Annotated in this window: 15 protein-coding genes and 1 other RNA gene; 8 read left to right on the plus strand and 8 right to left on the minus strand. The window is 63.7% G+C overall.

What is annotated here, in order from left to right:
• Positions 1–2: 2 nt before the first annotated feature.
• From pheA to gyrA, 3 genes are read right to left on the minus strand one after another with little or no spacing between them, the layout of a single operon-like run.
• Positions 3–1,088, minus strand: coding sequence for a prephenate dehydratase (gene pheA / locus CSC67_RS10005; RefSeq protein WP_118994396.1), 1,086 nt, complete (start codon positions 1,086–1,088; stop codon positions 3–5).
• Positions 1,081–2,208, minus strand: coding sequence for a 3-phosphoserine/phosphohydroxythreonine transaminase (serC, locus tag CSC67_RS10010; protein WP_118994397.1), 1,128 nt, complete (start codon positions 2,206–2,208; stop codon positions 1,081–1,083). Before serC ends, pheA begins: the two co-directional genes overlap by 8 nt.
• Positions 2,208–4,913 carry a DNA gyrase subunit A gene (gyrA, locus tag CSC67_RS10015; protein ID WP_118994398.1) on the minus strand — a complete coding sequence of 902 codons (2,706 nt, stop codon included), beginning with the start codon at positions 4,911–4,913 and terminating at the stop codon, positions 2,208–2,210. The genes serC and gyrA overlap by 1 nt, the downstream gene beginning before the upstream one ends.
• A 424-nt stretch (positions 4,914–5,337) precedes the next feature.
• Here gyrA and ompA point away from each other — a divergent pair, with 424 nt between their 5' ends.
• The 4 genes from ompA (at position 5,338) to CSC67_RS10035 (ending at position 8,092) form a co-directional block, all read left to right on the plus strand.
• Entirely contained in the window at positions 5,338–5,919 is a 582-nt protein-coding gene (ompA, locus tag CSC67_RS10020; RefSeq protein ID WP_118994399.1) for an outer membrane protein OmpA, read from the plus strand.
• 121 nt (positions 5,920–6,040) lie between these two features.
• Entirely contained in the window at positions 6,041–6,766 is a 726-nt protein-coding gene (gene ubiG / locus CSC67_RS10025; RefSeq protein ID WP_118994715.1) for a bifunctional 2-polyprenyl-6-hydroxyphenol methylase/3-demethylubiquinol 3-O-methyltransferase UbiG, read from the plus strand.
• A gap of 4 nt (positions 6,767–6,770) precedes the next feature.
• The gene (locus CSC67_RS10030) at positions 6,771–7,310 is read left to right on the plus strand and encodes a YaeQ family protein (protein WP_118994400.1); all 540 of its coding nucleotides are present in this window, start codon (positions 6,771–6,773) and stop codon (positions 7,308–7,310) included.
• A 119-nt stretch (positions 7,311–7,429) separates the two neighbouring features.
• A complete protein-coding gene (locus tag CSC67_RS10035; RefSeq protein WP_118994401.1) occupies positions 7,430–8,092 on the plus strand; it encodes an HAD family hydrolase in 663 nt (220 codons plus the stop codon).
• A 138-nt stretch (positions 8,093–8,230) separates the two neighbouring features.
• Here the strand turns inward: CSC67_RS10035 and ssrA are convergent.
• Both ssrA and CSC67_RS10045 read right to left on the minus strand, forming a co-directional pair.
• Positions 8,231–8,596: a transfer-messenger RNA gene (gene ssrA, locus CSC67_RS10040) on the minus strand.
• A gap of 141 nt (positions 8,597–8,737) precedes the next feature.
• The gene (locus CSC67_RS10045; RefSeq protein WP_118994402.1) at positions 8,738–9,343 is read right to left on the minus strand and encodes a LysE family translocator; all 606 of its coding nucleotides are present in this window, start codon (positions 9,341–9,343) and stop codon (positions 8,738–8,740) included.
• Between the two features lie 225 nt (positions 9,344–9,568).
• On the opposite strand from CSC67_RS10045, the gene CSC67_RS10050 reads away from it, so the two are divergent.
• The 4 genes from CSC67_RS10050 to CSC67_RS10065 are packed head-to-tail and all read left to right on the plus strand — an operon-like array spanning position 9,569 to position 13,288.
• Positions 9,569–10,990: an aminotransferase-like domain-containing protein gene (locus CSC67_RS10050; protein ID WP_118994403.1), complete on the plus strand. Its 1,422-nt coding sequence runs from the start codon at positions 9,569–9,571 to the stop codon at positions 10,988–10,990.
• A gap of 8 nt (positions 10,991–10,998) precedes the next feature.
• On the plus strand, positions 10,999–11,937 hold the full coding sequence (locus CSC67_RS10055; RefSeq protein ID WP_118994404.1) for an alpha/beta hydrolase family protein: 939 nt from the start codon (positions 10,999–11,001) through the stop codon (positions 11,935–11,937).
• Positions 11,938–11,994: 57 nt separating this feature from the next.
• Positions 11,995–12,531 carry a DinB family protein gene (locus tag CSC67_RS10060; RefSeq protein ID WP_118994716.1) on the plus strand — a complete coding sequence of 179 codons (537 nt, stop codon included), beginning with the start codon at positions 11,995–11,997 and terminating at the stop codon, positions 12,529–12,531.
• Positions 12,521–13,288, plus strand: coding sequence for an SDR family NAD(P)-dependent oxidoreductase (locus CSC67_RS10065; RefSeq protein ID WP_118994405.1), 768 nt, complete (start codon positions 12,521–12,523; stop codon positions 13,286–13,288). The genes CSC67_RS10060 and CSC67_RS10065 overlap by 11 nt, the downstream gene beginning before the upstream one ends.
• A 7-nt stretch (positions 13,289–13,295) precedes the next feature.
• On the opposite strand, the gene CSC67_RS10070 is transcribed toward CSC67_RS10065, so the two are convergent.
• The 3 genes from CSC67_RS10070 to CSC67_RS10080 are packed head-to-tail and all read right to left on the minus strand — an operon-like array spanning position 13,296 to position 14,848.
• Complete coding sequence (locus CSC67_RS10070) at positions 13,296–13,742, minus strand: SRPBCC family protein (protein ID WP_118994406.1); 447 nt, start codon at positions 13,740–13,742, stop codon at positions 13,296–13,298.
• 12 nt (positions 13,743–13,754) lie between these two features.
• Entirely contained in the window at positions 13,755–14,186 is a 432-nt protein-coding gene (locus CSC67_RS10075) for a VOC family protein (protein ID WP_118994407.1), read from the minus strand.
• Positions 14,183–14,848 (minus strand): TetR/AcrR family transcriptional regulator, encoded by a 666-nt coding sequence (locus CSC67_RS10080; protein WP_118994408.1) that lies wholly within the window; start codon positions 14,846–14,848, stop codon positions 14,183–14,185. The genes CSC67_RS10075 and CSC67_RS10080 overlap by 4 nt, the downstream gene beginning before the upstream one ends.
• Positions 14,849–15,019: the final 171 nt, after the last annotated feature.

A 15,019-nucleotide genomic window follows, 5' to 3' on the forward strand; every position in this document is an offset into this window, starting at 1 on the left:
GCCTATTGCATGGGATAGGACCCCAGCACCTTGAAGAACGCCGCGCGTTCTTTCAGGGCCGCCAGGGCGCGCGCCACCGGAGCGTCGTCGCGGTGGCCGACGAGGTCGACATAGAAATAGTATTCCCACTGGCCGGTGCGGGCCGGCCGGGACTCGAGCCGGCTCATCGACACACCGTTGTCCGCCAGCGGCGAGAGCACGTCGTGGACGGCGCCGGCGCGATTGGGCACGGCCAGGATGAGGCTGGTCTTGTCGTGGCCGCTGGCGGAGGGCTCCATATTGCCCACGGCCAGGAAGCGGGTGCGATTCTGCGGGTCGTCCTGGATGCCCGCGGCCACCACCTGGAGATCCCAGGCCTGGGCCGCCATGCTGCCCGCAATCGCCGCGACCGTGGTGTCTTCAGCGGCGATGCGCGCCGCCTCGGCATTGCTGGACGCCGCGTCGCGGGCAAGCCCCGGATAATGGCGGGAAAGCCAGCCCTGGCACTGCGCCAGGGCCTGCGGGTGCGCCATCACGCGGGTGACGCCCTCCATCGAGCCGGAGCGCGTCATCAGGCAGTGATGAATGCTGAGCGAGCGCTCGCCCAGCACCCGCAGCGGGGAATTCAGCAACAAATCGAGAGTGCGATTGACCGCCCCCTCGGTGGAATTCTCGACCGGCACCATGCCTGCGTGCGCCTGGCCGGCCTCGACGGCCCGGAAGACCTCGTCGAAGGAGTCGCAGCGCAGCTTGACGATGCTCTGGCCGAACTGCTCGACGGCGGCCTGCTCGGAAAAAGAGCCTTGCGGGCCCAGGTAGGCGACGACCAGCGGGCTTTCCAGCCCACGGCAGGCGGATATGATTTCGCGCCACACGGCGGCGATGCCCGCCCCGGTGAACGGCCCGTCGTTGAGCTCTTGCAGGCGCCGGATCAGGGCCGCCTCGCGTTCGGGCTTGAGTATCGGGCCGTCGGCGTCGACTTCCTGCTTGACTTCGCCCACCTGCAAGGCCAGCCGCGCCCGCTGATTGAGCAGGCCGAGAATCTGGCGGTCGACCGCGTCGATCTGTTCGCGCAGCGGCGCCAGCTTGCTTTGCAGTACTTTATCCATGGCGTTTTTCGAAATCCCGCATGAAGTCGACAAGGGTCTGGACACCGGCCAGCGGCAGGGCATTGTAGATGGAGGCGCGCATGCCGCCCACGCTCTTGTGGCCCTTGAGCTGCAGCAGACCGGCCTGCTCGGCCTCGGCCAGGAAGGCGCCGTTGAGCGACTCGTCCGCCAGGATGAAGGGCACGTTCATGCGCGAGCGCACCGGGCGATGCACTGGATTGGCGTAGAAGGACGACTCGTCCAGATAGCCGTACAGCGTCCGGGCCTTGGCGATGTTGGCGCGTTCGATGGCCGCCACCCCGCCCTGCTTCTTGAGCCATTTGAACACCAGGCCCGCGACATAGATGGCGTAGGTGGGCGGGGTGTTGAACATGGACTGCGCCTCGGCCACGTTGACATAGTCGAAGGCAGTGGGGCAGATGGGCAGGGCATGGCCGATGAGGTCGCGCCGGATGAACACCAGTGTGACTCCCGCCGGCCCGGCGTTTTTCTGGGCGCCCGCATAGACCATGCCGGCGCGCGAGAAATCGACCGGGCGCGAAAGAATGTGCGAAGAGGCATCGACCACCAGGGGCACGTCGGGCGCGCCCAGGGCGGCCATGTCGGGCCAGTCGACGAATTCGACCCCGCCTATGGTTTCGTTGCTGCACAGATGCAGATAGGCCGCGTCGCGGCGCACACGCCAGCTGTCGGCGGCCGGAAACCACGTCCAGGGAGCTTGCTGGGCGCCGTCGAGCACGGCGGCCTCGCCGCTGCTGGCGGCGACGGCGATGTCTCCATAGCGTCCGGCCTCTTTGTACGACTTGCCGGACCAGGACCCGGACAGCACATAATCGGCCTTGCCCGAGCCGTTGCGCCCGATGAGGTTGAGCGGAATGATGGCGTTCTCGGCCGTGGCGCCGCCCTGCATGAACAGCACGGCGAAGTCGTCCGGCACCGCCAGAAGCTCGCGCAGGTCGGCCTCGGCCTCGTCGCGGATCTGCATGAACTGCTTGCCGCGATGGCTCATTTCCATGACCGACATGCCGCAGCCGTGCCAATCGGTCATTTCGGCGGCGGCCTGCTGCAAGACTTCAAGCGGCAGGACCGACGGCCCCGCCGAAAAATTCCAGGGCCGCATCAGTCGTTCTCCCCCGTTTCCGGGTCGGAGCCCGCGCCGGCATCGTCCGAGCCGGACCGGTCCGGGGCGTCGCCGGCCCCGGATGCGCCCTGCTCGGCCGGCGAATCTTCGTCACCCGGCTCGTCGTCCAGGTCGGCATCGCTTTCGACCACGCGACGCACGCCCGACAGGGTGCTGTCCTCGTCGACGTTGATGAGGGTGACGCCCTGGGTGGCGCGGCCCATTTCACGGATTTCGGACACGCGGGTGCGGACCAGCACGCCGGCGGTGGTGATGAGCATGATTTCGTCGGCCGGCGTCACCAGCACGGCCCCCACGACCTTGCCATTGCGGGCCGAGGTCTGGATCGCGATCATGCCCTTGGTGCCGCGCCCGTGGCGGGTGTACTCGACGATGGAAGTGCGCTTGCCGTAGCCGTTCTCGGTGGCGGTGAGCACGCTTTGCGACTCGTCGCCCGCCACCAGCAGCGAGATGACCTGCTGGCCGTCTTCGAGCGACATGCCGCGCACGCCGCGCGCCGTGCGGCCCATGGGACGCACGTCGTTCTCGTCGAAGCGCACCGCCTTGCCGCTGTCGGAGAACAGCATGACGTCGTGCTTGCCGTCGGTAAGATCGGCGCCGATGAGGTAGTCGCCTTCGTCCAGCGCCACGGCGATGATGCCGGCCTTGCGGGGGTTGGAGAAGTCGGACAGCGGCGTCTTCTTGACCGTGCCGCGGGCCGTCGCCATGAAGACGTAATGGTCGTCGCTGAATTCCTTCACGGCCAGCACCACGGTGATCTTCTCGCCGTCGACCAGGGGGAACATATTGACGATGGGCCGGCCGCGCGCGCCGCGCGAACCCTGCGGGACTTCCCAGACCTTGAGCCAGTACACGCGCCCGCGGTCGGAGAAGCACAGCAGATAGTCGTGCGTATTGGCGATGAAGAGCTGGTCGATCCAGTCGTTTTCCTTCATGGTGGTGGCCTGGCGGCCGCGGCCGCCGCGCTTCTGCGCCCGGTATTCGGACAGCGGCTGGCTCTTGATGTAGCCGCTTTGCGACAGGGTGACCACCATGTCCATGGGGGTGATGAGGTCTTCGGTGTCGAGCTCGGTGGCGTTGTGCTCGATCTGCGAGCGGCGCACGTCTTTGGCATTGGTGCTGAAATCGGTCTTCAGCGCCAGCAGTTCGTCGCCGATGATGGCGGTGATGCGCTCGGGCCTGGCCAGGATGTCGAGCAGATCGGCGATGGTTTCCATGATCTCTTTATATTCGCCGACGATCTTGTCCTGCTCCAGGCCGGTCAGGCGCTGCAGGCGCATATTGAGGATTTCCTGCGCCTGGACGTCGCTGAGGCGATATTGGCCGTCGTCCTGCAGCCCGTAGCCGGCATCGAGCCCTTCGGGCCGATAGGCGGCCCGGCCGCCCGGGGTGTCGCCCTGGTCGGCGCGCTGCAGCATCTCGCGCACGAGCGACGAATCCCAGCTGCGCGCCATGAGCTCCTGGCGCGCGACCGGCGGCGTGGGCGCCGCTTTGATGATGGCGATGAAATCGTCGATATTGGCCAGCGCCACAGCCAGGCCTTCCAGCACGTGGCCGCGGTCGCGCGCCTTGCGCAGCTGGTACACGGTGCGGCGCGTGACGACTTCGCGCCGATGGGCCAGGAAGTGCTGGACGAGCTGCTTGAGATTGAGCAGGCGCGGCTGGCCGTCGACCAGCGCCACCAGGTTCATGCCGAAAGTGTCTTGCAGCTGCGTATTCTTATATAGATTGTTGAGAACGACCTCGGGCACCTCGCCGCGCTTGAGCTCGATGACCAGGCGCATGCCGTCTTTGTCGGACTCGTCGCGGATGTCGGAAATGCCTTCGATCTTGCGCTCGTTGACGAGCTCGGCAATGCGCTCCTGCAGAGACTTTTTATTGACCTGGTAGGGAAGCTCGTCGACGATGATGGCCTGGCGATTGCCTTTTTCGGCGTCCTCGAAGTGGGTCTTGGCCCGCATGATGACCCGCCCGCGGCCCGTGCGATAGCCTTCACGCACGCCGCTCATGCCGTAGATGATGCCGCCCGTGGGGAAATCCGGCGCCGGGATGAGCTCGATCAGCTCGTCGACCGTGCATTCGGGGTGGCGCAGGCAATACAGGCAGCCGTCGACCACCTCGGCCAGATTGTGCGGCGGAATATTGGTGGCCATGCCCACGGCAATGCCCGAGCTGCCGTTGACCAGCAGGTTGGGCAGGCGCGAGGGCAGCACCAGCGGCTCTTGCTCGCTGCCGTCGTAGTTGGGACCGAAATCGACCGTTTCCTGGTCGATGTCGGCCAGCAGCTCGTGGGCGATGCGGGCCAGGCGGATTTCGGTGTAACGCATGGCGGCCGCGCTGTCGCCGTCGACCGAACCGAAGTTGCCCTGGCCGTCGACCAGCATGTAGCGCAGCGAGAAATCCTGCGCCATGCGGACGATGGTGTCGTAGACGGCTGAGTCACCATGCGGGTGATACTTACCGATGACATCGCCGACGATGCGCGCCGATTTCTTGTAGGCCCGGTTCCAGTCGTTGTTGAGTTCGTGCATGGCGTAGAGCACGCGCCGATGCACCGGCTTGAGACCGTCGCGCACGTCGGGCAGGGCCCGCCCCACGATCACGCTCATTGCGTAATCGAGGTAGCTGCGACGCATCTCCTCTTCCAGAGAAATCGGAAGAGTCTCCTTGGCGTAGGAATCCATAGAGGTGTCTAAAGGTAAATTCGTGAACAGAAACCGAGTACGGGCCAATAGGAAATTCTAGCACTTCCGGGGTGTTCGCCCTGAAACCATGCCAGGAGCCGCCTGCCGCCCCGCGCATCCGCTCCCGCAGCCCCCTCCCCCCTCGGGAATTTCAGAACTTACTTCAACTTTCGAAGACTGTTGCCAAAATCCAACGTTGCCTGGAAAGTTGAGGTAGAATTCCGCCTATCTGGACTCCAGACGTGAATCAGGCTTAACCAACGTTGCTGAAATGCCGTAAGATTTGCCCGACAACGCCTGATTTACAGCGCAATTCTTGGATAGAACCCAGGGCATTGCTATACTGGTTACGGTTACGTTTTATTTACTATGCGGCGGAGGTTCGCTGCGCCACTTTCAGCATCTAGCTCAAACGAGGAGAAACATGAATAAACCCTCCAAAATCGCATTAGCGCTTGCCGTCGCGGCCTTCTCGGCTTCGGGCGCAGTGTCCGCGCAAACTATCGATAATTGGCAAAACCCGTACGGTGACGTCTGGATGAACGGCACCAACGAGCTCTGCTGGCGCAACAACTTCTGGACGCCCGCCACCGGCATCGCCGGGTGTGATGGCGTGCCTGTCGCACAACAAACCGAAGTCGTGGCCCCCACCGCCACCAAGGTCGTCCTGAACGCCGACACCTTCTTCGATTTCGACAAAGACACGCTCAAGCCCGAAGGCCGCCAGGTTCTCGACCAGGTCGCCGCCCAGGCTTCGTCCATCAACCTCGAAACCCTGATCGCCGTCGGCCACACCGACTCCATCGGTACCGAGCAGTACAACCAGGGCCTGTCCGAGCGCCGCGCCAACTCGGTCAAGCAGTACCTGGTCGGCAAGGGCATCGACCCCAACCGCATCTACACCGAAGGCAAGGGTGAGCTCCAGCCCGTGGCCAGCAACGCCACGCGCGAAGGCCGCGCCCAGAACCGTCGCGTAGAAATCGAAATCGTGGGTACGCGCCGCTAATCGCTGCAACCACGACGCACGCGGGGTTTAGCGTCCGACGCTAAATGCTACAGCTACAATAAGGGCGCCTGTTACACAGGCGCCCTTATTCATTTCACCTTTGCTTCTTCGGGCCTTCATCATGCCAGCCGCCAAGCCGTCCGCCTCCGTCAACGTCGATCCGTCCGAACTCGAGAAATTCAGCGCCCTGGCGTCCCGCTGGTGGGACCCTGAAAGCGAGTTCAAGCCCCTGCATGTGATCAATCCCCTGCGTCTGGGGTGGATACAGGAACAAGCCGGCTCTCTGGACGGACTGACCGTGCTCGACGTGGGCTGCGGCGGCGGCATCCTGGCCGAAAGCATGGCCGTGGCCGGCGCCCAGGTCACCGGCATCGACCTGGCCGAAAAATCGCTCAAGGTCGCCAAGCTGCATGGGCTGGAATCGGGCGTGCCGGTCGACTACCAGGCCATCAGCGCCGAAGACATGGCCGCCCGACATCCCGGGCGGTTCGACGTCGTCACCTGCATGGAAATGCTCGAGCACGTTCCCGACCCGTCCTCCATCGTGCGCGCCTGCGGCCAGCTCGTCAAACCGGGCGGCTGGGTGTTTTTTTCCACCCTCAACCGCAATCCGAAGTCCTTTCTGTTCGCCATCGTCGGCGCCGAGTACTTGCTGCGCCTCCTGCCGCGCGGCACCCACAACTACGAGGGCTTCGTGAAGCCACGCGAACTAGCGGCCGCCGCCCGGGGCGCGGGCCTGTCGCCCTGCGCCATGGCCGGCATGGAATACAACCCCATCACCGACCACTACAAGCTCAGCGGCGATACCTCGGTCAATTACCTGATGGCCGCCCGGCGCGAAGCATAGTTTCATGGCCCTGCGCGCAACCATATACAAAGCCGATCTGCACATCGCCGACACGGACCGCGGCTACTACGCCAGCCACAGCGTTACGATCGCGCGTCATCCGTCGGAAACCGAAGAACGCATGATGATCCGCTTGCTGGCCTACGCATTGTTCGCCGACGCGGACGACAGCCTGGGCTTCACAAAGGGGCTGTCCGAGACGGACGAACCCGATCTCTGGCGCAAGGACCTGACCGGCGCGATTTTGCAATGGATAGAAATCGGCCTGCCGGAGGAGCGGCGCGTGCTGAAAGCCTGCGGCCGGTCGAGCGACGTGGTGGTGCTCGCCTATGGGCGCAATGCGGCGCTTTGGTGGCAGGGCGTGCGCAACGGACTGGAACGCGCCCGCAACGCGCGCGCCTATGTCCTGGACGTGGACGGATCGGCCGCATTGGGCCGCTTGGCCGAAAGAAAGATGGCGCTGAACATCAACATCCAGGATGCCAGCGCGTGGATATCGAGCGAAGCGGGCGAAGCCACCGTAAAAATACAAAAACTGGTTTGAACGCCGCGCCTATGACTGCATTATGTATATCGTCCCAGGCCAGGCGCCCGGCAACCTGACCGCCATGAAACACAATCCCTTCACCGACCGCTGCAAACAGCCCCGAAAAAGCCTATTCCATGAAAAGACTCGTATTGTTCGATTTTGACGGCACGCTGGCCGACACTGCTCCCGACCTGGCGGCGGCAGCCAACAAGCAGCGTCAGCGCAAGGGCCTGGAGCCCCTGCCCTACGAGGCCCTGCGCCCCATGGCCTCGCAAGGCGCCCGCGGCCTGCTGCGGGCCGGCCTGGACATGCTTCCCGACCACCCCGAGTATGAAGTATGCCGACGCCAGTTCCTGCAGGACTACGAGGCCGAGATGACCGTCCTGACCGCCCTCTTTCCCGGCGTGCCGGAATTGCTGGGCACCCTGAAAGAAAACGGTTATGCCTGGGGCATCGTCACCAACAAGATGGAATACCTGGCCCTGCCCATCGTCGAGCACCTGGGCCTGCACACCGAATGCGTGGTGACGGTGGGCGGCGACACCACGGGGCATTCCAAGCCCCACCCCGCCCCCTTGCTGCATGCCGCGCGCCAGGCGGGCGCCGACCCCGCCCATTGCATCTATGTCGGCGATGACGAGCGCGACATCGTCGCCGGCAAAGCCGCCGGCATGCATACGGTGGCCGCGGCCTACGGATATTGCGCGCTTTCCGAAGTGGCCGCTTGGAATGCCGACGCGGTGGCCGAATCGCCCGCCGAGATCTGGCCCATCATCCGGACCCTCTGGCCGCGCTGAAGCTGAAACAAAAAAGCCCCCACGCCGCGCAGGCTGGCGCCTGCTTGCTGCCCCAAAGGGGCCCTTTTTTTGCCTTGGGGCGGCCCGGCGGCAAAAAAAGGGTGCTACCCAATTGGGAGCACCCTTTCTCGTGGCATTTGGTGGAGTCGGGGGGAATTGAACCCCCGTCCGCAAGCCCTCTGCAGGCAGTTCTACATGTGTAGTCGGTTGATTTTAAGTTTTAACCTTGGAGCGTGCCAACCAACAGGCCCTTCCTTGGCGATTCACTTTTAGTTTAGGAACTTGCCCAGTGACCTGACAAGAACCGATTCTTTGTAGATGACGCTGCTGTAGGTTTTACCCTACCTGACCCAAAGACAAATCAGTGCAGCGGCTCACCGCTTAAGCGGCCAGAGCGAAACGCTCGTCGTTGGCGTTTGTAGTGTTCCAGTGGATTTACGAGCTTACTGGTGCTCGACATGCCCTGCTCTGTTTCGTGACCCACGTCGAAGCCGGATCGACCCCAGTGGACTGAACATTGTATCTCACAATGCAAACTATTTGATGGTTCGGGCGCCATTTAGTTCCCCAAGCCATTGATTTCGTACCGGACACGCTTGCCGCAGCAAGCGAATGGCCGCCTTGGCCGACGGCAAGGCCGGGCCGCTATCTCCACATCGGGTACAAGGAGGCCACCAGGAGCAGGGCCATGGCCCGGTTGAAACGGCGCCGGCGGGACGGGTTGTCCAGGACCGGCCGGATCAGGCTGCCGCATCCGGTCCACAGGGCGACGCAAGGCAGGACGATGAGCGTCCAAACCGACGAGAGGATGACGACGTAGACCAGATGGTTGTCCGTCGGCGTGTAGGCGCTCAGGGCGGCCACGGCCATGGTCCACGATTTCGGATTGACCCACTGGAAAGCGGCTGCATCGAGAAAACCCAACGGCCCCGCGCCGATCCGGCCGTGCCCACCGCTGCCGGATGGCGTGGACGCGGCCATTCTCCAAGCAAGGTAAAGCAGATAGGCCGTCCCGAGGTAGCGCAGCCAGACATAGAGGTCGGGAAACGACCGGAATACGGCGCCCAGTCCCAGGCCTATCGACAGCACCGTCAGGAAGAATCCGCTTGCCACGCCCAGCATGTGCGGCAACGTCCGTCGAAAACCGAAGGCCGCGCCGGATGCCAGCAGCATTGTGTTGTTCGGCCCGGGCGTGATGGACGCCGCCAGCGCGAACAGGGAAAAGGTAAGAAGAAGATCGGCGGAAAGCATCGCGTCCGTTCCAGGTGCTGTCGGGGCCCCACGGCCCTGGAAGAAGATGTTCACCGATGTCGCGTCTGTATTAAATACACACAACAGTATGATTTTTAAGATACAGAACTATCGATTCAGCGCAAAATCACCTGAAAATTGTCTGATCTGTATCTATTCACAATACAGATTCAGCCCTACAGTGATGTTCAACCTGTTTCTTCCACACTCAGGGCCGCGTCATTCATGAGCCGCTATCTCGACCTAGCCAATACCCTGGGCAGCCGCATCGAACGGGGGCTGTACGGGGCGGGGGTCCGCCTGCCTTCGGTGCGCACCCTCAGCCTCGAGTATGGCGTCAGCCTCACTACTGTGCAGCAGGCCTATCGCTGGCTCGAAATGGCGGGCCTGGTAGAGGCCCGCCCTCGATCCGGGTGGTATGTGCCGGCGACACGGCCGGCTCCGGAACTGCCCAAGATGGGCAAGCCCGACTTGCGTCCCACCGACGTCTCGGAGTGGGGGCAGGTGCAGGAGCTTCTGGATCTCGAAAGCGAAAGCGAGACGGTCCAATTGGGCCGCGGCATGCCCGACGTCGAGAGCCCCACCCTGCGGCCCTTGCGGGCGGCGCTCGCCCGGGAGGGCCGCCACGCGGGCATAGCCAGCCTGCATTACAACGACATGCAGGGGGTGCCCGCCCTGAGGGAACAGCTTTCCCGGCTGGCCGTGGATGCCGGCTACCTTGCGCCGCCCGACTCCCTGATCGTCACCACCGGCTGCCAGGAAGCCCTGTCTTGCGCAGTGAGAATATTGTGCGCGCCGGGCGATATCGTGGCGATCGCGTCCCCCAGCTACCATGGCATGATGCAGATACTCAAGGAGTCGGGCGTCCAGGTGTTCGAGATTCCCTCCGATCCGCTGCAGGGCATCAGCCTGGAGGCCCTGGAACTGGCGCTCGACCGCTGGCCCGTCAAAGCGATCCAGGTGACGCCCAACGCCAATAATCCCCTGGGCTACACCATGCCCGAACATCGCAGGCTGGGCCTGATCCGCCTGGCCCAACGGTTCGACGTGCCCATCATCGAGGACGACATCAACGGCGATCTGGTCTACGGCTGGCCAAGGCCCCATGCGTTGAAGGCGCTCGATGAAGACGGCCGCGTGCTGCTGTGCAGTTCGTTTTCAAAGACGCTGGCGCCGGGGCTGCGGGTGGGCTGGATAGCGCCCGGCCGCTATTTCGACAAAGCGCTGCGCATGAAATACACGGGATCGGGGCCAACAGCGGCCTTGCCGCAGATCGCGGTGGCCGAATTCTTGCAAAAGGGGCACTACCCGGCGCATCTGCGCCGGATACGGCGCCAGTATCAGCGCCAGCGCGACATCATGATCGAGTGGGTGAGGCGATATTTCCCCGAAGGCACACGCGTCAGCCATCCACAGGGGGGCTTTACGCTGTGGATCGAACTGCCCGAGTCCTTCGACACGCACGCGCTCGATTCCATGCTTAAAGATAACGGCATAGCGATCGCCCATGGAGACATCTTTTCCGCAGCGGGAAAGTACAGAAACTGCATGCGCCTGAGCCATGCCTCGGTCTTTACGCCGCGTACAGAATGGGCCGTTCGCCGCATCGGTGAAACCATCGGCGAAATACTTCACTCCACCTGTTGAGGCAGCGCATGTCCCGTTCCATAGAAATCCCCGCGGCCGATGGCTACCCGCTTGGCGGGTTCGAGCGGCGCCACGCCGGAGAGAATGCTGCCGCGCGTCCACTGGCCATCGTCAATCCGGCCACTTCGGTGCGCTGCCGCTACTACTCGCGCTTTGCCGATTATCTGCATCAGCATGGCTGGGACGTCATCACCTACGACTATCGCGGCATCGGCGAGTCCCGCCGCAGTTCGTTAAGGGGTTTCCGTGCCGACTGGATCGACTGGGGGCAGCGCGATTTCGAAGGCGTGCTGCAGTACGCGGAGCGCGGCTTCCCGGGGCAGCCGATCGACGTCGTGGGGCATTCGGCGGGCGGCTTCGTCATCGGCCTGGCGCCGTCGGCGCACCGGATACGCCGGATTTTCACCATGGGAGCGCAATATGCCTACTGGCGTGATTATCTGCCCGAACAGCGCCGGAGCATGTTTTGGAAATGGCATGTAGTGATGCCCGTCCTGGCCGTGGCGCTGGGCTATTTTCCGGCAAAGCGGCTGGGCTGGATGGAGGACACGCCGAAAGGCGTGGCGCTGGACTGGGCGCACATGGGGCCGTGTTTCGAAGACTCCGTGCGCCGTGGCGTCGAAACCGATGAAGGCCTGCCCGAGGCCGTCGCCCTGGCCCGGAACTTCCGCAATGTCAGCGCTCCGATTCTAGCGCTGGGCACGGACGATGATCCATACGGGACCGAGGCCGCGCTGGACCGTCTACTGAAGTACTACAGCGCCAGCGAGCGCCGCCACCTCCGGCTCAGCCCCCGCGATGTCGGCCACGACGAGATCGGCCATTTCGCGTTTTTCCATGAGCGCTTTCGAGACGTCCTGTGGCCTTACGCACTGGAATGGCTGCGCGGCGCCGGCCTTCCGCTGGGCTTTCAAGGACGCCTGAAGGTCGTGTCGTCCGAGGGATGAATGAATTTCATGCAAAACTTTGCCTGGGGGCGGCCCCGCGGCCAAAAAGGAGGCTCCATGACTGATCCGGACATGTTGCAGGTGATGGCGGGCTACAACCGCTGGATGAACGAAAGGCTTTACGACGTGTGCGCCGGAATGAGCGACGAAGAACGCAAGCGGGACATGAAGGCCTTTTTCGGCAGCATCCATAAGACATTCAACCATATCCTGCTGGCCGACCGCGTCTGGCTGGGGCGGCTGGCGGCACAGCCGTTCGAAGTCCATTCCCTCGATCAGGAGCTGTATGCCGATTTCCAGGCCCTGGCTCGCGAGCGGGCGATGACGGACTCCGAGATCGAAGACACCGTATCCAATCTGAGCCCGGAGCGTCTGAAAGAGTCCATCACCTACCGGTCCATTTCCCGGCGCCAGGAGGCAACGCTTCCATGCGGGCTCATATTGCTTCACATGTTCAACCACCAGACCCACCACCGTGGCCAGGTCACGGCCATCATGTCGCAGCTGGGCCGCGACTTCGGCGTCACGGACCTGATCGCTTTCCCCGGAGCGAACCACATGCTGCACTCCGGAGGCCCCCGCCATGAACGATGATCAGCGACCCGGCGCCGGTCAGGGCGTCATGCTCATTACCGGTGCCGGTCGCGGCATCGGCGCGGCAACGGCGCTGGCGGCGGCCCGCTCGGGGCACGATGTCGTACTGAACTATTCACGCGACGAGCAGGCGGTACGAGCCGTCGCCGAGTCGATCCGCGCCATGGGGCGCAAAGCCCGCATAATCCAGGCGGACGTCGGCCAGCCTGGCGACATCCGGCGCATGTTCGATGAAATCGAGACCGAGGCGGGCGCGCTCTACGCTCTGGTGAACAATGCGGGAATCACAGGGCCAATAAGCTCCTTCATGGACACGACCGATGCCACCATCGAGCAAGTGTTCCGGGTCAATGTGCTGGGGGCAATGCAGTGCGCGCGCGAGGCGCTCGCCAATTTTGGCCGCCATGGGACGCGCGGCGTGATCGTCAACGTTTCTTCAATTGCCGCGCGAACAGGCAGCCCCGGCGAATACGTGCATTACGCGGCCAGCAAGGCCGCGCTGGAAGCCTTTACCCTGGGCCTGGCAAAGGAAGTCGCCGCCGAGGGCATCCGAGTCTGCGGCCTGGCGCCGGGCAGCACCTTGACGGGCATTCATGCCGCCGCCGGCGAGCCCGGCCGGCCGGCGCGGATAGCGCCAAAAATCCCCTTGGGGCGCTTGGCTGAACCCGCCGAAATCGCGGAAGCCATTGTCTGGCTGGCGTCTCCAAGCGCTTCGTACGTCACCGGCACTACGCTGGCCTGTGCCGGAGGACTCTAGGGCCTGGCTACTCCGCCGGAATTTCCGGCTCGACCAGCCGGGCGAGCAGCTCGAGCGACTGCTGCCACCCCATCCGGCAGGCCTCGGCCGGAATGACGTCGGGCAGGCCGGCCTGTTCGACCGTGAGCTCGGTGCCGGTGGATACCGGGCGCAGCAGATAGGTGGTCACGATCTCGCCGGGAAGATTCGGGTCGTCGAAGCGGTCGGTCGCGACGATTTTTTCGTTGGGTGCGAGTTCACGGTATTCGCCCCCGAAGCTGTGCGTCTGGCCGTTGGTGAAATTGACGAACGAGATGCGGAAGCGCCCGCCGACACGCGCGTCGAGCTCATGCACGACGGCGGTGAAGCCATCGGGCGGGTTCCATTTCGCCAAGGCGGCCGGATCGAGCAAGGCGCGGTACACGCGCTCGGCCGGTGCGCTGAACACCCGGATCTGGGTCAGGGAATAAGGCATGGTGTTTCTCCTTCACGCTTGGGGGGGAGACTCGGGCGCCGCCATCACCATCCATTGCACGCCGAAACGATCCAGCAGCATGCCGTAGCAGGGCGAGAAGAATGTGGGGCCCAGCGGCATGATGACGCGGCCTTCATGGGACAACCGCTCGAATGCGGCACCCGCCTCGTCTTCGCTTTCGTATTGCAGGGTCAGGCTGAAGCCGCGAAAACCGCCGCTTTCCATCGGCACGCCGTCGCTGAGCATCAAACGCTGCCCCTGGATGAGCAGGCTGCCGTGCAGGATTTTTTGCGGGCCGCCCGGCGGCATGCATTCCGCCGGTATGGGATCGGGGCAGTCCGCATAGCGCATTGCCGCTTCGCGCTGGGCGCCCAGCGCCTTTTCATAGAAAGCCATGGCCTCCTCGGCCTGGCCGTCGAAGAACAGGTAGGGTTCTATCTTCATTGACGTCTCCTTGGGGTGGATGATGGGAGCAGAAGCTCCAGGTAACGGCGCAAGTGGCCGATGGCGTCGAGCACGAGGCCCGGATCGTTGCCCGCCTTGGCAAGGACGAAAGCGCCCTGCAGCACCGCCTGCGTATAGCGGGCCAGGCTTTCGGCCTCGCCGCCGGCGCCGGCCGCATGGCATTCGAGCGCAGACTGGATGGTCGGCACCAACGTTTGCGCGTGAGCCTCGATGCCGGCGTCGCAGGCCGCCCTGAGCGCAGGATGGCTGGCGAAGGTTTCCTGCGCCAGCGTGCCCAGCAGGCACGTGAACTCGGGCAGTTCGCCCTGTACCAGTTGCGCGCGAAAATCGAGATAGGACAGCAAGCGTTCGCGCGCGTCTTCGATGCGCCAGTACGGCGCATCGGCAAACAAGGCCGCCGTGACCTCGTTCCAATGTTCGATTGCGGTCAGCGCGGCCGCCTCCTTGCTTTCAAAGTGGTGGAAGAAGCTGCCTTTGGTGACGCCCGCGGCGCGGCACAGGTCGTCGACCGTGGTGGCGGCGTAACCCTGGGCGCGAAATACGCCCAGGGCGGCGTCGAGGATGCGGCCGCGCGAGGCGGCGCCCCGGGCGGAGCCCCCTGCCGTGGACTGTATTGTCGATCGATGTGTTTTCTGTTTCATGACTCTTGCACAAACCATACCAACTGGTTGGTTTGATCTTAAACCAAGGCAGTCCATATGCGCAATGCAAAAGCCGCCTTTGAAAAAATATTGCGTAAAAAGGTGTATCGGATTTATGCTGGCGCCTACATTTGGACACATCCGGCCGGCCTTCGCGCGGCCTCTGGCGAG

Source organism: Pusillimonas caeni, assembly GCF_003545815.1.
Lineage (GTDB): Bacteria > Pseudomonadota > Gammaproteobacteria > Burkholderiales > Burkholderiaceae_B > Pusillimonas > Pusillimonas caeni.